Below are 20,366 nucleotides of genomic sequence, written 5' to 3' on the forward strand. Positions count from 1 at the left end.
AAAACCTACGGCTTAGACGGTCCAATTTGTAAACCGTTTTACGGTTACTTAAATCTTGAGAGTACAAAAACTGTCGTTATAACCACAAAACTAAAAAAAGGTTTTACGGTTACTTAAATCTTGAGAGTACAAAAACTTTCGGCTGCGCTGATAATTAACCAGATGAGTTTTACGGTTACTTAAATCTTGAGAGTACAAAAACTAGCAAGTTGTTTGTTGATCATAAACATTGGTTTTACGGTTACTTAAATCTTGAGAGTACAAAAACTAGAAATATTCTTAACATCGTAAGCCTTAAGTTTTACGGTTACTTAAATCTTGAGAGTACAAAAACGTTGACTACAGACGATTTTAGAGTACTAAAGTTTTACGGTTACTTAAATCTTGAGAGTACAAAAACTAGATGTTAATGACAATACGCTTGTATGTGGTTTTACGGTTACTTAAATCTTGAGAGTACAAAAACTGATAGTTCCAGAGACAACATAACGCGTCCGTTTTACGGTTACTTAAATCTTGAGAGTACAAAAACGGTCGATATAGCCGTCTGCTTCGTCGTATTGTTTTACGGTTACTTAAATCTTGAGAGTACAAAAACCGCTGTGTAGATGTCGCTGCCTACTGTCACGTTTTACGGTTACTTAAATCTTGAGAGTACAAAAACAAGTTTCCAATCTTTGATATTGAAGAACTCGTTTTACGGTTACTTAAATCTTGAGAGTACAAAAACCAAGCTCATATTGAGAAATCACTTGACGAGGTTTTACGGTTACTTAAATCTTGAGAGTACAAAAACGTCCTTTTGCAATATCTAATAAACTCATATGTTTTACGGTTACTTAAATCTTGAGAGTACAAAAACGTCCTTTTGCAATATCTAATAAACTCATATGTTTTACGGTTACTTAAATCTTGAGAGTACAAAAACAGCCTAGCTTGCTAGCCATGCTACTAACAGGTTTTACGGTTACTTAAATCTTGAGAGTACAAAAACCTGCTGTGACAGTCGCTGGTTTAGTAGACCGTTTTACGGTTACTTAAATCTTGAGAGTACAAAAACCTCAAATCGTCATTTTTGGTCTTTATACTCTACAAGAATTATAATTTCATTGAGCCTAAAAGTCAATCTTTATCCTTAAGAAAGCTTATTTCAAGCTGATTTATCTCTGAAATTGGATATTTAACTGACTTATCATAGTGATATAAACTATTTAGTATCTTGATAGCTACCATATCCGAAATTCCTAAACTCACATATGAAATTTGCTCACTAAATAAATAACTTGCATTCTTCTGTAAAAGAATTAAAAATTCTTTTTTTGTTGGTACATTGTTGGATGGATATCTTCCAACAAATCTTTCATACATAAAATTAAGATCAAACAAAGATTCAATATAATCTGAAACAATGGTAATATTTTCTATTGTTTCTTTAGTCACATACAAGTAGCTTTCGTTTGACGGAAAAATCGTACAATAAAAATTTGGAAACTCCTCAGTCATTCTTGTGATAACCTGACAAATTCTTATAAATGAGGCATAATCAAGGTAATCATCCATATTCTTAAAAATCAGAAGAATGTTACTAGTATCATTGGATAATTTTTCACTTAACATTTTGAGTAAAAACATTACCTTAATCTCGTTATCAACAAATTCAAAAGCAATATTTTTGTCTTGATATTTAAAATATGGTTGAAAATACTTACTCAATAAGTGTTCAGCCGTAACCATACAACTCTCTGTATGATAAGTTACATCTTTAATCGATAAGTCTAGAGCTTGATTAACAGTCAAAGAAACTTTTTCTAATTTATCATTGATTTCATCGATTTCTTCCATAACATCAACTGTATCTAGATTTATCTTCATAAAATCAAAGGCCACTGTACCTTTTTTATAAGACATCTGTTCAAGTAAATCTTTAATATCAGAAATTGAAATAATACTAAAATCATTTCTTTTTAAACTTTTTCCTTCACACAAGATTTCTGGTTCTTCTTGGTTAAACAACGATAAATCTTCTTCTGAATATTTTTTGCCGTCAAAATACCATATAAATAATTGCCACATATAATATTTTAATTGCTGATTTTGACCAATAATTTGTGTAAATTGTCCAAAATGAATATCAAGATTATCTTTAAAAGGATGCGTAAAATGTAATCTCATATAACCACCAATTTATTATCACTAACAACTTCTTCTTGTTTCGTTTTACCTCCAACAATCAAAGTCATTTCCGAAAACTGTTTTTCAGTTACAGCCAAAAGGCGTACATTACCAGCTGGTAGATTGCTTTGTTGCAATCTTTTATAAAACTTATTAGCAAAACTCCGATTTGGGCATGTACGATAATAAACAGAGAACTGTAACATTTCAAAACCATTAGCAATTAACTCTTTTCTAAAATTTCGATAAGTTCTTTTTTCGTGTGCAGTTTCCATCGGTAAATCAAAAAAACATAATAATCTCATTGCAGCATACCTCATCTTAAGACTCCAATTCTAGACTAGAAACCACCGGACAGAAAAACTTACTAGTATCTTTCTTGTCAATACATTTTATAAAACCTTGAACATATTTATCCATAGCTCCAGTCACCGTACAATTCTCATTACCGTATTTAATCTTAGTATTCAATAAATTTGTTAAAGCCAAGCGATATTCATATTTTAAATATTCTTTATCTCGCAAATTTTGATAAACCCAAACATCAACTATTTGTCTAAATGGCTCCATTAAATCATCTACTAAGTTAAATTGATTATATTCATTTTTATGAAAGATACCAACTAAAGGATTTAGACCGTATCCCTCAACAATCCTAGCCATCTGTGCTCTTAAAATTGCATATCCATAATTTAGTCCAGCATTAATCACATCAGCTTCCTGCTGTGTCACGCGCGTAAACTTTTTACCAAAAAGCTCATTAAAATAAACTTTAGCCGCATGTCCTTCACGATTAGTCTTATCCCCTAGCTCAATGTGATCTTTATAGTCAGCTAACAATTGGATTGCATCGATATCTCTTTCAAATAGAGATAATACGTCTTGTTGGTTATTAATTTTAAAATAGGTTACAATTTGCCAAAGCTTATCTTTTTGCTCCTGACTCCACTCTAACTGCTTTTGCAATCTCTTATAAGCCCTAGAATGTCCATTCGGTGCATGATAAACTCCAGTTGGTAAATGTTCGTTGTCACAAACAATTAATGCAATATTGTATTTGCTTAATGCACTTAAAAGTCTAAGAGTAACTACAGTATCACCACCTTCAGCAACAATGATTGAGATATCACTAAGTGGGATAGTGTATTCCTCTCCCATCTTTTTTATAACAATATTATCCAATTTTAAGTGCATTTTTTCACTTTGATTGACATACACAACTCTCCAAGTCATAATACTCTCCTTTTTACACAACGAAAAGCACCCCATGTTTAACATGGGGTGCTTGAATTCGGCATGAAGCCTTATCTTTGTAGGCTCTGCAAGATTTAAGTAACCGTGCAAGGCGTCCCTTGCAAAAACTATTATATAGCGTTTACATAAAAATTGCAACCCCAAATTTCAATTATTTTTTATTATTTTTAAAATCTAACTTAGGTTTATCGCCTTCTTTTTTAATAAAGAATTTATTACCAAGAACATCTGTTCGAACTTTATAGATTGATATGTTAGGTTTATTTAAACCTTTAATAAACTGTCCACTTTTTGCAACTTTTCCCAAAACTGGTAAAATTTCTTCCTCAGAATCAAAAGTTCCTTTTTCTAATGGTTTTAATTCCACATAGTGCTTAGATGTATCATTTTTTGAGCCGAATCTTAACATCCTTTCACAATTATTTAGAGTATCTTTGATTAAAATCAAATCATTTCGGTAAAGAGTAAACTTAAACTCAGAGTCTTTACTGACACCTTCTTTTTCCCTTATCGCATCATATTTTTCTTGTGAGATATGATACTTACCAGTTCCTTTTTCAAAACTTAAATCAGAATATTTCAATCCCATCAGTTCATATTTTAAAGTCTCTGGATTAAAGTAAATATCAGCTCGCCAAGGAGAAATTTGTCTCAATACAACACTATTTTTAGATTTTTCAGGTGTTATATCAATATAATTTCCTAATTTTTTATCATAATACTTAAGAGACTTAATTGGTGTTCCATTTCCTTTTTTACTGTATTTACAGATTAAGCCATTTTCTCTACGATACTCTTCAAAAGGATTGCATTTTACAGTTTTTTTACCATCTTCGGAAAGTTTTTCACTTGGATAATCTCTGAGAATAACTTCAATAACATTTGTCCAAGTCATTGGGTCTTTTTGGTATATCAAGAATTGTGTTTTATCTTTTTTATATCTTTTAATAAAAGTATCAAAACCATCTTGACTGTAGATATCTTTTATCTTTCCTAAAACATAAGTTTCATCTTTTTTATCTTTTCCAAGTTTAGCTTTTCGTGTTGAATAAATAGTGGCATCAGAGACTTTACGATTAAATTTTGAATCAACTTGATAAGAGAATAAAATTTCATCTTCAAATCCTTTACTTGAAATCGTATTTACAAATCCTTGATAAGGTGGTTGGAAGACTAATTCTTTATATTCATCATCAGAGATACTTAAAATTTCACCAGTCTCTTTATTCACCACTTGATTTTCACCATAGCTCTCAAACATCGGATTTTCTTGTTTTTGCCACAACTTCAATTGACTTGAAGCAGCAATAATCAAAGCATCAACAGCATGGTGATGATAAGTTTCGCGTGATTTATCAATTTTCCATTTTCGACGTAGTTGTGATGTAAATTGACCTCTGACAACTGAGACTTTAGTATCTTTCCCCAACTCTTTTAATGCCGTTTGAAGGCTATTCAAAACTACTCGTGAAGCATAACGAGTGTCCACAAGATTACGTTCGATAAATTTCTTTTTTACTTCGATTTTATCAATATTTTCTGTTGTTAAAAGATATTCACGTTTTTTCTTACCAAGCCCTTTTTGTTTTAAGACATAATCTTTCATTTCTCTAAATGACCATGCCGCATCCATAGAATCAATAACTTGATAAGGAGTTTTTTGTCCCTTCTCTTGGTTAGTCCAAGCATACACTAAAACCTTATTAGCTAAACTATCATCAAAAGAAAGTGATAGAGGCAAAATATGATCAATCTCATAGTTATTTGAATTATGCACTAAATCATGAATAGAAATTGGCTTACCAGAATATAAACAACGCTCACCTTGTTGATACCAAAGGCGAATTTTAGTTTTTAACTCTTTATTGCCATGAAAAACGCCATCAGGTAAGTTATCAGTACCATTATAAAGAAAAGCTGCTCGTTTTAAAGAATCATCTTTTTCTTTTTTATTTTCTTTTTGCTTTTTATCAATAAATTTCTTCTCATCTTCAGCATTCTTATCTCGTGGCATCTCGATAACAATCTTATCAAAATCGCCATATTTCTTAACAGCTGCATTAATGATTTTAATTGTTTGTCGAACTGATTTTGCTACAACAGGATTATAAATTTCATCTGTTATTTCTTTTTCATCAATTGTTTTTGTATTTTTTGACGATTTTTTATTAACCTTGAATTTTTCTAGTCTTGTCAAGATTGTCATCTGTTCTTCAGATGTTGCATACAGTTCAGGGATTAGTTCATTCATCAATTTAGCTGAAAAGCTATGCCAACCTTTATTGAATGCTGAACTTTGATTTTTCCTAATTTGAACAATTTCAGAAATTTGTTCTTCGGTAAATTGACTTGGAAGATTGCGTTTGATAGCATCTTCAATACCTTCACGTTCTGTATTAAGTGTTAAAATATCTGCCAATTTATCTAATGTTTCTCTTGATAGTTCATCAATATCAATTGAACTTAAATTAAATTTTAACTTACGATAAGGCTCAAAAGTATGCAAATCTGGCTTATCTTTATTATCTACTCGATAGCCCTTAATATCATCTACACTACAATCTACCATCTTCGCAATTTCTTTTAATAATTTAGAAGCACCGAGTGCTTTTGATTTCTTAGCAAAATCTACTAAATACTCTTTCTGCTCAGTAGACAATTTACCAGTTTCAGTAGGAACTTTTAAATTATTTAAATCATTTAAAAAGTTAAACTCTTGCGCAGTATATGAAGCTTTAGAAGCACGATATTCTTCAGGATAAAAACTACATTTTCCAATCAAAATTCCAAAGATATTCTCCAAGGTTGTTCCATCTGTACGAAAACGTCCGTAATCTGTACGAGATTTTTCGTTACCTGGCCCATGGTAATATTTTCTTTTTTGAGTTAGGATTTCAATATAGTCTTCAATAAACTCATCTGTAATTTGTTTATTATAGTTTGATTGAGTTTCTAAAATTTTACGTGCTTCATTCTTATAATCAGAAGTAGAGAAAACGTTAATTAGTCTATGAGCTTCACCATTTTCATCATACACTGTGAAGTTTCCTCGTAATTGACCATGTTTTTCCAATCGTTCTAATTGAATTTGACCTGGAGTTTTAGTTTTCAACAAACGACGATTCTCATCAATAGATTTTGCATAATCTGAACTACCTGTTGAATCATCTTCTGCATCATCAAGATATGAAATGCCTCGTCTTTTTGCAATTGTACGCAAAGCAGCAAACAATTCTTCATTTGTTAATTGTTCCGTTAACCCTTTAACACGAAGTTCGTACGGATTTAAATTTAGATTTCTAAAATCAGTTGAAATATCATATTTTTCAAATAAATCACGAACACGTTTTACACGATGTTTTTTACGACGGGTTAAACGTCTTGCACCGCGAAAACCTCTTCTTTCAGCATTATTTTCAGCATTTGCAGCAGAAAATAAACGCGAATTGGCGTGTATTACATTTCCTGTTTTTGCATCAATAATACCAACACCAACGGAAGCTACACCAATATCCAAGCCTAAAATTTTTCCATTTGTCATAATAAATCCTTTACTCTTTGACTTTTATTTATACCTTTCATTTTACTCCTTTGCAAAATAAAAAACAAGCGCTTTCAAGCGCTTGCCTTTACTTTTACTGTACAAATTATTGCCTTTTATTTCCCAAACCAAAGAGCGATTTCACGTTCTACTGATTCTGGTGAATCTGAACCGTGAACGATGTTAAATGTTGCTGCTCCTTCTGCGGGTGCTTGTGCATAGTCACCGCGGATTGTTCCAGGAAGAGCTTCTTTAGGGTTTGTTGCTCCCATCATTGTACGCCAAGAAGAAATCACTTCTTCACCTGACATAACACCAGCAATCACTGGACCACTTGTCATAAAGTCTACAATTAATGGGAAAAATGGACGGTCAACTAAGTCTTCGTAGTGTTTTTCTAGCAATTCTGGAGTTGCCATACGCATTTCCAATTTTTCAATTTTGAAACCACGACGTTCGATACGGTGTAATACTTCACCAACAAGTCCGCGTTTCACACCATCTGGTTTAATCATAAAGAAAGTTTTTTCCATGTAAACAATCCAACCTATCTAACTAAAATAAATTCACTTTCAATTTTACCATAAAAGAAAATTTTTGAAAAACGTTGAAAGACATTTTCACTAAAGTTTTAGTTGATTTTCATGAACTTCAACCTTAACTAGATTAGCAGAACTATCTGTACAAGATTTTTACTCCATATCACTTGGATTTGGCCAAGTGATTCCATCTTTTTGGTGAGTTTCCAAGATAGCTTGTAAAAATTCTTGAGCATTCATCATCACTTCTTCAAAGTTCCCATCTTGAGTACCTCCTGCAAACTCCGGAAATTCAACCCAATATCCTTTGATTTCTTTTTGAAAAATTGCAGGATAAGCTTTTAACATCATAAACACCCTTAATTAAGTAACTGATTTTCCCTAACTCACCAGCCAGCCCCAGAAAAAGGGGAGGAGAAAGGCGATGATACCTGCGATAACGAAGGTGATGCGTAGCCATTTTTGAGAAATATCAGCTGATTTTACCCAAAAAGTAATGGCAAAAAGCCACGATACGGCAAATAAAAGCCAGTAATACCATTCAAGAAACATTTTGCTTATCCTTTCTCTTTACCATGATGTGCTAGACGCTCTGCTAATTGTTTCCTTGCTATGACAAGTAAGCTTAGCATGAGTGCTTCATAAGTTACAAAGAAGATGATAAAGCAGTGCATGAAGTACTCTTCTGGCAGCACCCAGATGATAGGATCTGTTGCTGGGTTAAAGAGCCAGCTAGAATCCCCTGGAAATAGCATTTCATGAAAAAGGGTAAAAAATTGGTCAAAACCAATCAAAATTCCCACCACTGCAATCAGAATCGGTAAAATAGCTGCAAAAGCAAATGTTTTTTGATGTAGAAAAAGGGATTTGTCAGCTCTGCTATTTTTCCAAAAACGCCAAGATGGATAAACCAGTAAGATGAACACTGCTTGTGCTAAATGAAATAGATGCTTCACGTCGCCAAAATGCTTAAGCCCACTAGCTGATGAGGGAAAATCAGGCATAGCTAAGGTGTGAGATAAGGGATTTGTCAGATATGTCATCAAGACATTGAAGTTTTTTAAGAGGTCAGCTTTTGTTATAGTCACTTGGAGGGTAAGCTTGAGCCAATCCACCTCTAAAGGATAGATTAACCACGCGCCATAAATAGCTACTAGCACTGCTAAAGATAGAAGCCATAACCAAGTGCTAAAGGTCCAAATTCTATTTTTCATCAAAATTCCATTCGTCAAGGCTAGCTAGTACGTGGTCAGGTTTTACTGGAAGTGTTGGCACTTCTTCAGGTTTGGTAAATCCTGTTGTCACAAGTAAAGTAGCAATATCATTTTGAATTCCTGCCATGATATCTGTGAGGTAGTTATCTCCAACCATGATAGCTTCTTCACGTTTGACCCCAAGAACGTCCAAGGCTTTGTTCATGATAATAGCATTCGGTTTTCCGATATAAACTGGTTTAACACGTGTTGCAACTTCTAATAGATTGTTAATGGCACCAGCTCCTGGCATCAAACCACGTTCTGTTGGAATATTCAAGTCTGGATTTGTTCCGATAAAGACAGCACCTTTTTGGATAGCTAATGTTGCTACTGACAATTTTTCATAAGTCAAATCAGTATCGAGTCCCACAACGACATAGGCCGGATTTTCAGTATCTTCGACATAACCGGCTTCTGCAATAGCAGTTTTCAAACCTGTTTCCCCAATCACATAAACAGTTTTGCCACGATTTAAATCATTCATGTAATCAATCGTTGCCATTGTTGCCGTATAAATCGTATTAAGGGGCGTGTGAACATTAAATTGTGTTGCCAACATTTCTTGTACTTTTTCAGGAGTACGTGTTGAGTTGTTCGTTACCAATACATAAGGAATTTGTCGTTCTTGTAGACGTTGGATAAAGCGTTCCCCGGCAGGAATACGTTCTTTTCCTTTATAAATTGTTCCGTCTAAATCAATCAAATAGCCTTTATAAGTCATTCTTTCCTCCAATATATAGTAAATGACCTTTCAGGTAAGTTAAAAGGTCATTAAGTCTTACTTCTTTCCTTAATTATTTAAAAATAGCAGAGCGCTTATTTTTCTTTCCATTCAATGCGTGCTTGAGCTCGCACCACACCTTGAGTGACAATTTCATGCTTGGTTGTCAATCCATCACGTTCAACACGTGACTTGATGTCATGACCATATTGAACCTCTTTAACATATTTTAAATTAATATGATGAGGAATGTATTTTTCTAAAAAGTTGACATCTAAAACATCATACATCCATTCAAGGTATTTACTATTATTAACATGACCATTTAAATCAAGATCAAAGAAACGCACATGATAAAGAGTTTCTTCTGGATTTTCCAAACCTTCATAGCGAGGACCACGATAGATTTTCTTAACTTTTTCCACTTGGTAAACATCCACAATGTCATCAACGACAGGATGTACTTTTCGAGTGTCATAATCCATCAAAACAAAGGTTGAGTGAATGGTCAAAATCTTCTCACCATCTTGACCATAGACATTAAAATCACGGTAACAAAAGAGCTTGTTATAAGCTGTTGGGACCGTCTCAATCACAATGTTTTCAGTGTATTTAGGCAAGCGGTCAATCTCAATAGCATATTCTGTGATAATCCAGACAAGATTATAAGTTTGAAAAACATACTCGTCACTCATTCCAAGACTTAACGATTGCTTGCCAGAAACCTGCAAAACAAGCGATAAGAGTTGTGATAATTTCATATTTTGATTAATATCACTTTCATAAAAAGGTACTTGATATTTTTCTTGATAACTTAATCCCATCTTTTTTACTCCAATATAAATCTCTCTGCGACTGTGTCTCCCAAAAACAGTCCTTTTTTGGTCATGCGTATCACCTTATCATCTGGGACTAATAAGCCCTGCTGACAAAGGTCTCTCACAATTTGACCATAACGTTCTTCAAAAGACAAGCCGAATTTTTCTTCAAATCTGGCGATAGAAACACCTGATTTTTTACGTAATCCTAAGAACAATTCTTCTTCCATCATCTCATCTTTTGTCAATTTTTCTTCTGATAATCTGGCATTACCTTGAGCAACTGCTTTAAGATAATGCTGAATTGGTCCACGATTACGATAGCGGACACCATTTAAATAACCAGAAGCCCCTGCTCCCACACCAAAATACTCTGCATTATCCCAATACACCAAATTATGACGGCTTTCAAAACCTGGTTTGGTGAAGTTTGAAATTTCATAGTGCTCAAAGCCATTAGCTTCTAACTCAGAAATAATGTATTCAAACATCTCCGCCTCCAAGTCTTCTTTAGGTAATTGTAATTTACCGCGACGCATCTTATTCATGAAAACCGTATGATGCTCCAAAATTAAGCTATAAAGACTCAAGTGCGGAATATCAAGAGCAATAGCCTTAGCCACATTTTCCTTAACATCTTCCATAGTTTGACCAGGAAGAGCATAAATCAAATCAATGGAAATATTATGAAAACCAGCTTTTTTCAAATTTGAAATGGTTGAATAAATCTGTGCTTCATTGTGACTACGACCGATTTGTTTCAAATGTTTGTCATTGAAAGTCTGAACGCCAAGTGACACACGATTCACGGCTGAGCGCTTGAGCACTTCAATCTTATCTTCTGTTAAATCACCTGGGTTAGCTTCAATAGTGAATTCTTCTAAAGCACTCAAATCCAAGTGCTTAGTCAAATTCGTCAACAAGTACTCCAGTTGTTCTGCAGTAATTGAGGTTGGTGTTCCACCACCAATATATAAAGTACGCAATTTCTTAATATCATAAGACTCAAACTCACGAATAAGAGCCTGCAAATACTCATCGACAGGCTGATTCTTGATAAAAACCTTTGAAAAATCACAATAATAACAAATCTGCGTACAAAAAGGAATATGTACATAAGCTGATGTTGGTTTTGTTAGCATGACGCTATTATAACATTTTTAAGAAAGATAACCAATGAAATAAACACAATAAAACTCTCTAAACTAGCAAAAAAAGTAGAGCATTGCTGCTCTAACCTTTTTTAATTATTCAATTAATCAATTCCGATTTCTTTACGAACAACATCCGCAATCGTATCTACATAGTAGCTAACTTCGGCATCAGTTGGTGCTTCAGCCATGACACGAAGAAGTGGTTCAGTACCACTTGGACGAACCAAGATACGACCATTACCATTCATTTCTTCTTCCATTTTACTGATGATTTCTGCAATAGCTGGAACTTCCATAGCTTTGCTCTTCATGCTGTTTTCAACACGAACGTTAACCAATTTTTGTGGGTAGATAGTCACTTCAGCAGCCAATTCAGAAAGTGTTTTACCAGTTTCTTTCATCACTTTAACCAATTGGATACCAGTCAATTGACCATCACCAGTTGTGTTGTAATCCATGATGATAACATGACCTGATTGTTCACCACCAAGGTTGTAACCAGATTTACGCATTTCTTCAACAACGTAACGGTCACCAACTGCTGTGATAGCTTTGTTAATTCCTTCACGGTCAAGTGCTTTGTGGAAACCAAGGTTTGACATAACAGTTGTTACGATAGTATTGTGAGCCAATTGTCCACGTTCTGATAGATATTTACCGATGATGTACATTACTTTGTCACCATCAACGATTTCTCCGTTTTCATCAACGGCAATCAAACGGTCACTATCACCATCAAAAGCTAAACCAACTGCTGAACCTGATTCTTTAACAAGTTCTTGTAATTGTTCTGGGTGGGTTGAACCAACACCATCATTGATGTTAAGACCATCTGGATTTTCACCAATAACAGTAATATCAGCATCCAAATCAAGGAAAACATCACGTGCTGATACTGAGGCTGAACCATTAGCAGTATCAAGAGCGACTTTCATTCCTTCAAGGCTCACACCTGTAGAAACAAGGAATTTTTCGTATTTACGAAGTCCTTCTGGATAATCAACAAGTGTTCCCAAGCCGTCTGCTGAAGGACGAGGAAGAGTATCTTCAGGTGCATCAAGAAGAGCTTCAATTTCCAACTCTTGATCATCAGCCAATTTAAAGCCGTCACCACCAAAGAATTTAATTCCGTTATCTTGTGCAGGGTTGTGACTAGCAGAAATCATAACACCAGCACTAGCTTTTTCAGTACGTACAAGGTATGAAACACCTGGAGTTGCTAAAACGCCAAGTTTATAAACTTCAATACCAACTGAAAGAAGACCAGCAACCAATGCTGATTCAAGCATTTCACCAGAAATACGAGTATCGCGTGCAACAAATACTTTTGGACGTCCTGTTTCATGCTGGCTAAGAACATAGCCACCAAAGCGTCCCAATTTGAATGCTAACTCAGGGGTCAGCTCAACATTTGCTTCTCCACGAACACCATCTGTTCCAAAATATTTTCCCATTATTTTTTTTAGCGAAAAATTCGCTTCCTCCATTACTAATATTCATTTCCTAAGGGCAAGAAATTAACTTGTCCACTATTCTTTAATATATAGTCCTAGCTATTATGAACTATTTTTTTGTCACTGTCAACTGTACCGTCACTACTGAAGGCTCAACAGCTACATTATCAGCTGTTAAATTAACACTTAAATTCGTATCTTTTGTTACGTTCGACACATCGACATTTGCAACAACTTCATTGACAGCATTAAGAGCATCTTGACTACCAGAAATCGTCACCTGATCTTGACTAAGATTGTAAGAAATTTTTGATAGTTTGTCATTCATTTTGCCGGTCATCTTAACAGTAACAGGCACAGTTTTAGTCAACTTTTTGATGTTAACTTCAAGTCTTGCTTTTGAAGGGTTGATAGCACTTGCAAGGATTGTTCCATCGGCGGCTACTGCTTGCAAGGCAACTCGTCCATTATAGTTGCTATTTAAAACTTCATTTTCTGGCAACTTGGCAACTACATGATCAATTTGATCAATGATTGACTCTGAACTAGTCACTTCAACTTCTGAAATGTCAGTTGATACCTTCTTCAATTCATAGCCTTTGGCAATTTGGTTATCGTCAATGACACCTTGAACCTCAAAAGTTTTGGTTTTCTTTTTACCAATTGTCACTGAAATATTATTTGGTGAAGCTGTTGCTGTAACACCTGAAGGTAAATTAGTTACCTTAAGCGGTACGGTTTGAGTACCTTCACCTAATCCAGTCAAATCTGCAACAACCTTAAAACTTCTCGTATCATTATTAATCTCTGAATCTAATTTAACACGGTTAATTGATGTTAAATAAACTTCTGTTTCATAAGAGTAACCACTAATAAAATACTTATCGCTATCATATTTGATATCGATAGGAACGTTGGTCAAAGTGTGCGTAAAGGTCTCCGTTGCCCCAGACACCTGTGACCCAACGTTCTTATAATTACTCGTTGTGGCAGTCAAAAATAGAAGAATGGAAAAGATAATCGATACAATAACCAACCAAAATTGACTATTGAAAAACTTTTTCATTTTTTCTTCCTCCAAATTTTTTGGTACCAATGCTCTTCTTCCTCAACTTTTGTAATTAAGTGGGTGCGAAGAATGGCCTCAAAATTTTCTTTTGTCAAATCATGTAAAAATTCGCCTTTTGACGTAATTGAAATACCACCAGTCTCTTCTGACACAACAATTGTAAGAGCATCAGAGTTTTCTGAAAGTCCAATAGCCGCACGGTGACGTGTTCCAAATTCCTTTGAAATTGCCATTGACTCAGATAAAGGAAGATATGAACATGCTGTTGCAATTTTATTGCCACTAATAATAACAGCTCCATCATGCAAAGGAGTATTTGGAATGAAGATATTAATCAATAATTGACTTGAAATATCAGCATCCAAAGGAATCCCTGTAGAAATATATTCTTGCAAAGTTTGTGTACGTTCGATAGAAATCAAAGCTCCAATTTTACGTGGACTCATGTAAGCTACAGATTTGACCAAAGCTTCAACTAATTTTTCTTCATCACTGATTTGTTGTGTTTGCGAAAAAACTTGTGTTGAACGACCAAATTTTTCAAGTCCTGAACGAATCTCAGGCGCAAAAATCACAACACACGCTATCACACCATATGTGATAACTTGATTCATCAAATAAGAAATGGTCGTAAACCCAATCCATTCAGCGATAAATTTCAATAAGATAAAGAAGACAACACCTTGAATCAAGGACATAATCTTCGTGCCCGCTAAGGCTTTTATTAAACGATAAATAAAATATGCTACGATTAAAATATCTAATAAATGAACAACAATAGTCCATGGATTTTCAACTAAAGTTGCCCAAAATTTAGCATCAATAGCCGCTAAATTACTCATACATACATCTCTTTTCTCTAACTAATTAAAACTACCCCTCTATTATACCACTTTTAAAACAGATTTTCTTTATTCGAAAATACCTTTTTGTGGTACAATATTCCTATGAAAGTAAACACATTAATGGGAATTACGGCTGGTAAAGCAGCTCACGCCATTCTTTCAAAAATGGGACGTGGCTCAACCTTGCCTGGAAAAATTGCCCTCAAATTCGACAAAGATATTCTAGATACGATTGCAAAAGATTACGAGATTGTTGTCGTGACAGGAACAAACGGTAAAACTCTCACAACTGCCTTGACAGTTGGAATTTTACGCGAGGCTTTCGGTGAAATTGTGACAAATCCAAGCGGTGCTAACATGATTACCGGAATCACGTCAACTTTCTTAACAGCTAAAAGAGCGAAATCTGGCAAAAAAATTGCTGTGCTAGAAATCGATGAAGCTAGCCTTCCAAAAATCACTGAGTACATCACACCAAGTCTATTTGTTTTCACGAATATTTTCCGTGACCAAATGGACCGCTATGGTGAAATCTACACAACTTATCAAATGATTTTGGATGGCGCTGCCAAAGCTCCTAATGCTACAATCTTGGCAAATGGTGACAGTCCACTCTTTAATTCAACAACTGTGGTCAATCCAGTAAAATACTACGGATTTGATACTGAAAAACATGATCCTGAGTTGGCTCACTACAACACTGAAGGTATTTTGTGTCCGCAGTGCCAAAGCATCTTAAAATACAAACTTAACACTTATGCCAACCTTGGTGATTATGTTTGTGAAAATTGTGGTTTCCACCGTCCAAAACTCGATTATGCCTTAACAGAATTGACAAAAATCACAAACACAACTTCTGAATTTGTCATTGATGGACAAGGTTACAAAATCAACGTTGGCGGTCTTTACAACATTTACAACGCACTTGCTGCTGTTTCCGTTGCTGAATTCTTCGGGGTTGAGCCTGAAAAAATCAAGGCTGGCTTTGACAAGAGTCGCGCTGTATTTGGCCGTCAAGAAACCTTCAAAATCGGTGATAAATCATGTACTTTGGTTCTCATCAAAAACCCAGTTGGTGCCAGCCAAGCCCTTGATATGATTAAACTTGCGCCATATCCATTTACCTTATCAGTCCTACTGAATGCTAACTATGCTGATGGAATTGATACTAGCTGGATTTGGGATGCTAACTTTGAATCTATCCTAGATATGGATATTCCACAAGCCTTTGCTGGTGGAGTTCGTCATTCCGAAATTGCACGTCGCTTACGTGTAACCGGTTATGATGAAGACAAAATCACTGAAGCAGAAAGTTTAGAAGATATTATGGCATTGATTGAAGCTCAACCAACTGACCATGCTTATATCCTCGCTACCTATACTGCTATGCTACAATTCCGAGAAATATTAGCTAGTCGACATGCTGTTGGAAAGGAGATGAGCTAAGATGACATATACTTCACTACAATCTCCTAACACTAAAGATTACCAATACGAATTAAACGTTGCTCATCTTTACGGAAATCTAATGAATACCTACGGTGACAATGGTAACATCCTTATGATGAAATATGTCGGTGAAAAGCTTGGTGCTAAAATGACCTTTGATATCGTTTCATTAGGGGATTCATTTGATAGCGATTATTATGATATGGTCTTCTTCGGAGGGGGACAAGATTACGAACAATCTATTGTTGCCAAAGATCTTCCAAGTAAAAAAGAAGGTATCGCTGATTTCATCAACAAAGATAAAGTCATTCTTGCTATCTGCGGTGGTTTCCAATTATTAGGTCAATACTACGTCCAAGCCAACGGCGAAAAAATTAACGGTATCGGTGTAATGGGACACTACACCCTTAACCAAAAAAATAACCGTTTCATCGGTGATATCAAAATTCATAATGACGAATTCAACGAAACTTACTACGGTTTTGAAAATCATCAAGGTCGTACTTTCCTCTCTGACGATGAAAAACCACTTGGTACTTGTGTTTACGGAAATGGTAATAACAAAGAAGACGGTACAGAAGGTGTTCATTACAAAAATGTCTATGGTAGCTACTTCCACGGACCAATTCTATCACGTAACGCTAACTTAGCTTACCGACTTGTAACCACTGCTTTGAAGAACAAATACGGCTCTAGTATTACACTACCAAGCTATGACGACATTCTTTCAAAAGAAGTTGCCGAAGAATATGCTGATACTAAAAGTAAAGCCGAATTTGAAAAATAGCATACTAAAAAGCGCCTGAAGACAATTCTTCAGACGTTTTTTCTCACTCTTCAATTGGCCCATTTTCTTTACTCATAAAATCATGAGAAATTTACCTTCAATACTATTTATCATTTTAAACACAAAAAAACCTTAGCCTAAGCTAAGGTTTTTTACCTTATATAATCAGAGATTATTTTTTAAGGTTGTAGAATGATTTCAATCCACGGTATTCAGCTACTTCACCAAGTTGGTCTTCGATACGAAGCAATTGGTTGTATTTGGCGATACGGTCAGTACGTGAAAGTGAACCAGTTTTAATTTGACCAGCGTTAGTTGCAACTGCGATGTCAGCGATTGTTGAATCTTCAGTTTCACCTGAACGGTGTGATACAACTGCAGTGTAACCAGCTTCTTTAGCCATTTCGATAGCTTCGAATGTTTCAGTCAAAGTACCGATTTGGTTAACTTTGATAAGGATTGAGTTAGCAGCTTCTTCTTTGATACCACGTGCAAGGTATGAAGTGTTTGTTACAAAGAAGTCATCACCAACCAATTGAACACGTTTACCAAGACGTTTAGTAAGTTCTTTCCATCCGTCCCAGTCGTTTTCGTCCATTGCATCTTCGATAGTGATGATTGGGTATTTGTTAACCAATTCTTCAATGTAGTCGATTTGTTCTGCAGCAGTACGTTTAGCAGCACCTTCACCTTCGAATTTAGTGTAGTCATAGACTCCGTTATCGTAGAATTCTGATGAAGCACAATCAAATCCAAGGAATACATCTTCACCTGGTTTGTAACCAGCAGTTTCGATAGCTTTGATGATTGTTTCTACAGCGTCTTCAGTTCCTTCAAATTTAGGAGCGAAACCACCTTCGTCACCAACAGCTGTTTCAAGACCACGTTCTTTAAGGATTTTCTTAAGTGTGTGGAAGATTTCAGCACCCCAACGAAGAGCTTCTTTGAAAGTAGGTGCACCAGCAGGTACGATCATGAATTCTTGGAAAGCGATTGGAGCATCTGAGTGAGAACCACCATTGATGATGTTCATCATTGGAGTTGGAAGAACTTTAGTGTTGAAACCACCAAGGTAGCTGTAAAGTGGAACTTCAAGGTAGTCAGCTGCTGCGCGAGCTACGGCAATAGAAACACCAAGGATAGCATTTGCACCGAGTTTACCTTTGTTTGGAGTACCGTCAAGAGCGATCATAGCACGGTCGATAGCTTGTTGATCACGAACATCGAAACCGATGATTGCTTCAGCAATGATGTTGTTAACGTTGTCAACAGCTTTTTGAGTACCAAGACCGTTGTAACGAGATTTGTCTCCGTCACGAAGTTCAACTGCTTCGTGTTCACCAGTAGAAGCTCCTGAAGGAACCATACCACGACCAAATGCGCCTGATTCTGTGTAAACTTCTACTTCAAGTGTTGGGTTACCGCGTGAGTCAAGGACTTCGCGAGCGTAAACATCAGTAATAATTGACATTATGTTACTCTCCTTATGAGTTTTTAATATTTTTACACTAAAATAATACCATAATATCGGCGCTTAAGCAAATAAAAACGAGAAATTTTGAAAATCGCTACCAACTTTCATAACTTTTCACAGTTTTCAATAACCAGACAGCTCAAAACTGACAGTTTAGTAAATTTAACTTATAATGGTTGTAACAACATACGGAGGCCCTTACTATGACTGATTTAGAAAACAAAGTTTTGCAAGCTGCAACAGGAGAAAAACGCTTAAATCCTGATGAACAACGTCTTTATTTTGGAACTTTTGCAGAACGTGTCGTCTTGTCTATTCCTCTTGAAGAAAGTCGATTAGAAGATGTTCAAAATCGTTTTAGTGATATTTTAGGACAATTAAATAAAAAATACGACACTTTATTAGTTAAAATTTCGCCAAAATTATCCGTTTCAAACCAAATGGTTTACATGAAAACTGCTCAGGAATTACACATTCAAGCAACAATTGTTGATGAAAAAAATGCCCAATCCCCTTATGGTATCATTGTTCACTCAAACCAAGCTGAAAATGTAGCAAATCCTCTGCTATCTGATCAATTTCCTATTAGCCATAATGAACCAAAAGAAGCCCCTAAAAAGGGCTTCTGGTCAAAACTTTTCCACAAAAATTAAAATCTAGTAAAGCTTAGTAAATTTCCAACGTTTTGTGCGGTGCGTTCCAAGTTTTGCCTAGCTTTATCAAGAGTATTTTCCAAAGTATCGACATCAGCAATGATCGGGAAAGCAGCCTGAATATTTGAAATTGGGAAACTTGGCAAATCATCTTTGAGACTGCCACAGATAGCAATCACTAATTTTCCGCGTGGTGTTCGTTGAGCGAGTCCAACTGGTGCTTTTCCTGACAAGCTTTGCTTATCCATACGTCCTTCACCGACTATAACAACATCAGCTTTTTCAACACGTCGATCAAAATCAAGCATATCAAGAACAGCATCGATACCTGAAATAATTTGCCCACCAGCAAAGGCCGATAAACCAGCTGCCATTCCACCACCTGCTCCTGCTCCAGCCAAATCCAAAACAGCTGGGAAGAAAGTTTGGTAAAATCTTTCCATATCTTTATCAACGCTTGCAAAGTCATCTTTTGCAAGCCCTTTTTGTCCTCCAAAAATATAGGTTGCTCCATTTGGACCACACAAAGGATTGGTTACATCAGTGATGACTGTTATCTTAGTTTGCGACAAATCCCAATGACAACTTTCGTAAGAAACCATTGTAATCTCTCCAAGATGCTCACCAATAGCCTCTACTTCATGACCAGTTTTATCAAAGAACCGGTAACCTAAACCACCGGCCATACCAAGACCACCATCATTGGTTGAACTACCACCAACGCCAATCATAATTTCTTCGACACCTAGTTCAACAAGGTGACCAATCATTTCACCGACGCCTCTTGTTGTAAGGGTTAATGGGCTACGCTGATCAGTCGGTACTTTTTCTAGACCACAAATATCAGCCATTTCAAAAACAGCTAAACGACCATTAGTTGCATAATGAGCTTCAACGGGTTGACCGAGAGCTCCTGTAACGGTATAGTTTTCACGTTTTAAATGGAGACCATCAGTCAATGCTTCCAATGTGCCTTCACCGCCATCACCAACTGGCATTAAATCAAAGGTAGCGTTAGGCAAAGCTTTTCTAAACCCTTTTTGAATAGCTTTTGCAACTTCGAGTGCCGATAAACTTTCTTTAAATGAATCAGGTGCGATTAATATGTGCATAGTACCAACTCCCCCTTACACTTCTTACTACTATTATATAATTTTTTTTAACAAAAGAGGTTACAAAA

The 20,366-nt window shown here is 35.5% G+C and carries 19 protein-coding genes and 1 CRISPR repeat array (1 of these 20 cut by a window edge); of the genes, 3 read left to right on the forward strand and 16 right to left on the reverse strand.

Annotation, left to right across the window (positions count from 1 at the left end):
• A CRISPR array of direct repeats spans positions 1-1,060; the repeat unit is 36 nt; unit sequence GTTTTACGGTTACTTAAATCTTGAGAGTACAAAAAC (it extends 163 nt beyond the left edge of the window).
• Between the two features lie 62 nt (positions 1,061-1,122).
• From csn2-St to cdaA, 14 genes are all read right to left on the reverse strand, one after another.
• Positions 1,123-2,172 (reverse strand): CRISPR-associated protein Csn2-St, encoded by a 1,050-nt coding sequence (gene csn2-St / locus JG537_RS00745; RefSeq protein ID WP_199542431.1) that lies wholly within the window; start codon positions 2,170-2,172, stop codon positions 1,123-1,125.
• The gene (gene cas2 / locus JG537_RS00750; RefSeq protein WP_199542436.1) at positions 2,169-2,492 is read right to left on the reverse strand and encodes a CRISPR-associated endonuclease Cas2; all 324 of its coding nucleotides are present in this window, start codon (positions 2,490-2,492) and stop codon (positions 2,169-2,171) included. Before cas2 ends, csn2-St begins: the two co-directional genes overlap by 4 nt.
• A 1-nt stretch (position 2,493) precedes the next feature.
• Positions 2,494-3,405, reverse strand: coding sequence for a type II CRISPR-associated endonuclease Cas1 (cas1, locus tag JG537_RS00755; protein ID WP_199542444.1), 912 nt, complete (start codon positions 3,403-3,405; stop codon positions 2,494-2,496).
• Between the two features lie 172 nt (positions 3,406-3,577).
• Entirely contained in the window at positions 3,578-6,967 is a 3,390-nt protein-coding gene (gene cas9 / locus JG537_RS00760; protein ID WP_199542456.1) for a type II CRISPR RNA-guided endonuclease Cas9, read from the reverse strand.
• Positions 6,968-7,083: 116 nt separating this feature from the next.
• A complete protein-coding gene (gene ndk / locus JG537_RS00765) occupies positions 7,084-7,500 on the reverse strand; it encodes a nucleoside-diphosphate kinase (protein ID WP_199542460.1) in 417 nt (138 codons plus the stop codon).
• A gap of 159 nt (positions 7,501-7,659) precedes the next feature.
• The gene (locus tag JG537_RS00770) at positions 7,660-7,854 is read right to left on the reverse strand and encodes a type II toxin-antitoxin system HicB family antitoxin (protein WP_199542463.1); all 195 of its coding nucleotides are present in this window, start codon (positions 7,852-7,854) and stop codon (positions 7,660-7,662) included.
• A 33-nt stretch (positions 7,855-7,887) separates the two neighbouring features.
• Complete coding sequence (locus tag JG537_RS00775; RefSeq protein WP_199542466.1) at positions 7,888-8,058, reverse strand: NADH-quinone oxidoreductase subunit L; 171 nt, start codon at positions 8,056-8,058, stop codon at positions 7,888-7,890.
• 5 nt (positions 8,059-8,063) lie between these two features.
• Positions 8,064-8,720: a TIGR01906 family membrane protein gene (locus JG537_RS00780; protein WP_132869984.1), complete on the reverse strand. Its 657-nt coding sequence runs from the start codon at positions 8,718-8,720 to the stop codon at positions 8,064-8,066.
• Complete coding sequence (locus JG537_RS00785; RefSeq protein WP_132869985.1) at positions 8,710-9,483, reverse strand: TIGR01457 family HAD-type hydrolase; 774 nt, start codon at positions 9,481-9,483, stop codon at positions 8,710-8,712. Before JG537_RS00785 ends, JG537_RS00780 begins: the two co-directional genes overlap by 11 nt.
• A gap of 95 nt (positions 9,484-9,578) precedes the next feature.
• Complete coding sequence (locus JG537_RS00790) at positions 9,579-10,307, reverse strand: acyl-ACP thioesterase domain-containing protein (RefSeq protein WP_074481523.1); 729 nt, start codon at positions 10,305-10,307, stop codon at positions 9,579-9,581.
• A 5-nt stretch (positions 10,308-10,312) separates the two neighbouring features.
• Positions 10,313-11,443, reverse strand: a complete 1,131-nt coding sequence (gene hemW, locus JG537_RS00795; RefSeq protein WP_132869292.1) for a radical SAM family heme chaperone HemW — start codon at positions 11,441-11,443, stop codon at positions 10,313-10,315.
• Between the two features lie 113 nt (positions 11,444-11,556).
• Positions 11,557-12,909 (reverse strand): phosphoglucosamine mutase, encoded by a 1,353-nt coding sequence (gene glmM / locus JG537_RS00800; RefSeq protein ID WP_132869293.1) that lies wholly within the window; start codon positions 12,907-12,909, stop codon positions 11,557-11,559.
• A gap of 109 nt (positions 12,910-13,018) precedes the next feature.
• Positions 13,019-13,975 carry a CdaR family protein gene (locus JG537_RS00805; protein ID WP_132869294.1) on the reverse strand — a complete coding sequence of 319 codons (957 nt, stop codon included), beginning with the start codon at positions 13,973-13,975 and terminating at the stop codon, positions 13,019-13,021.
• Positions 13,972-14,820, reverse strand: a complete 849-nt coding sequence (cdaA, locus tag JG537_RS00810) for a diadenylate cyclase CdaA (RefSeq protein WP_132869295.1) — start codon at positions 14,818-14,820, stop codon at positions 13,972-13,974. Before cdaA ends, JG537_RS00805 begins: the two co-directional genes overlap by 4 nt.
• A gap of 105 nt (positions 14,821-14,925) precedes the next feature.
• Here cdaA and murT point away from each other — a divergent pair, with 105 nt between their 5' ends.
• Entirely contained in the window at positions 14,926-16,269 is a 1,344-nt protein-coding gene (gene murT / locus JG537_RS00815; protein ID WP_132869296.1) for a lipid II isoglutaminyl synthase subunit MurT, read from the forward strand.
• 1 nt (position 16,270) lies between these two features.
• Entirely contained in the window at positions 16,271-17,059 is a 789-nt protein-coding gene (gatD, locus tag JG537_RS00820; RefSeq protein WP_132869297.1) for a lipid II isoglutaminyl synthase subunit GatD, read from the forward strand.
• A gap of 172 nt (positions 17,060-17,231) precedes the next feature.
• Here the strand turns inward: gatD and eno are convergent, their stop codons facing one another.
• Positions 17,232-18,530 carry a surface-displayed alpha-enolase gene (gene eno, locus JG537_RS00825; RefSeq protein ID WP_132869298.1) on the reverse strand — a complete coding sequence of 433 codons (1,299 nt, stop codon included), beginning with the start codon at positions 18,528-18,530 and terminating at the stop codon, positions 17,232-17,234.
• Between the two features lie 206 nt (positions 18,531-18,736).
• Between eno and JG537_RS00830 the strand changes: the two genes are divergently transcribed.
• Positions 18,737-19,186, forward strand: coding sequence for a YueI family protein (locus tag JG537_RS00830; RefSeq protein WP_132869970.1), 450 nt, complete (start codon positions 18,737-18,739; stop codon positions 19,184-19,186).
• Here the strand turns inward: JG537_RS00830 and JG537_RS00835 are convergent.
• Positions 19,183-20,298, reverse strand: a complete 1,116-nt coding sequence (locus JG537_RS00835; protein ID WP_199542469.1) for a glycerate kinase — start codon at positions 20,296-20,298, stop codon at positions 19,183-19,185. The two genes, JG537_RS00830 and JG537_RS00835, sit on opposite strands and share 4 nt — an antisense overlap.
• Between the last annotated feature and the right edge of the window lie 68 nt (positions 20,299-20,366).

The organism is Streptococcus vicugnae (genome assembly GCF_016461705.1).
Classification (GTDB): domain Bacteria; phylum Bacillota; class Bacilli; order Lactobacillales; family Streptococcaceae; genus Streptococcus; species Streptococcus vicugnae.

What these genes read in the sequence shown, in the direction of transcription:
- csn2-St (WP_199542431.1), bottom strand. Translation starts at nt 2,172, where the DNA reads ATGAGATTACATTTTACGCATCCTTTTAAAGATAATCTTGATATTCAT.
- cas2 (WP_199542436.1), bottom strand. Translation starts at nt 2,492, where the DNA reads ATGAGGTATGCTGCAATGAGATTATTATGTTTTTTTGATTTACCGATG.
- cas1 (WP_199542444.1), bottom strand. Translation starts at nt 3,405, where the DNA reads ATGACTTGGAGAGTTGTGTATGTCAATCAAAGTGAAAAAATGCACTTA.
- cas9 (WP_199542456.1), bottom strand. Translation starts at nt 6,967, where the DNA reads ATGACAAATGGAAAAATTTTAGGCTTGGATATTGGTGTAGCTTCCGTT.
- ndk (WP_199542460.1), bottom strand. Translation starts at nt 7,500, where the DNA reads ATGGAAAAAACTTTCTTTATGATTAAACCAGATGGTGTGAAACGCGGA.
- JG537_RS00770 (WP_199542463.1), bottom strand. Translation starts at nt 7,854, where the DNA reads ATGTTAAAAGCTTATCCTGCAATTTTTCAAAAAGAAATCAAAGGATAT.
- JG537_RS00775 (WP_199542466.1), bottom strand. Translation starts at nt 8,058, where the DNA reads ATGTTTCTTGAATGGTATTACTGGCTTTTATTTGCCGTATCGTGGCTT.
- JG537_RS00780 (WP_132869984.1), bottom strand. Translation starts at nt 8,720, where the DNA reads ATGAAAAATAGAATTTGGACCTTTAGCACTTGGTTATGGCTTCTATCT.
- JG537_RS00785 (WP_132869985.1), bottom strand. Translation starts at nt 9,483, where the DNA reads ATGACTTATAAAGGCTATTTGATTGATTTAGACGGAACAATTTATAAA.
- JG537_RS00790 (WP_074481523.1), bottom strand. Translation starts at nt 10,307, where the DNA reads ATGGGATTAAGTTATCAAGAAAAATATCAAGTACCTTTTTATGAAAGT.
- hemW (WP_132869292.1), bottom strand. Translation starts at nt 11,443, where the DNA reads ATGCTAACAAAACCAACATCAGCTTATGTACATATTCCTTTTTGTACG.
- glmM (WP_132869293.1), bottom strand. Translation starts at nt 12,909, where the DNA reads ATGGGAAAATATTTTGGAACAGATGGTGTTCGTGGAGAAGCAAATGTT.
- JG537_RS00805 (WP_132869294.1), bottom strand. Translation starts at nt 13,975, where the DNA reads ATGAAAAAGTTTTTCAATAGTCAATTTTGGTTGGTTATTGTATCGATT.
- cdaA (WP_132869295.1), bottom strand. Translation starts at nt 14,820, where the DNA reads ATGAGTAATTTAGCGGCTATTGATGCTAAATTTTGGGCAACTTTAGTT.
- murT (WP_132869296.1), top strand. Translation starts at nt 14,926, where the DNA reads ATGAAAGTAAACACATTAATGGGAATTACGGCTGGTAAAGCAGCTCAC.
- gatD (WP_132869297.1), top strand. Translation starts at nt 16,271, where the DNA reads ATGACATATACTTCACTACAATCTCCTAACACTAAAGATTACCAATAC.
- eno (WP_132869298.1), bottom strand. Translation starts at nt 18,530, where the DNA reads ATGTCAATTATTACTGATGTTTACGCTCGCGAAGTCCTTGACTCACGC.
- JG537_RS00830 (WP_132869970.1), top strand. Translation starts at nt 18,737, where the DNA reads ATGACTGATTTAGAAAACAAAGTTTTGCAAGCTGCAACAGGAGAAAAA.
- JG537_RS00835 (WP_199542469.1), bottom strand. Translation starts at nt 20,298, where the DNA reads ATGCACATATTAATCGCACCTGATTCATTTAAAGAAAGTTTATCGGCA.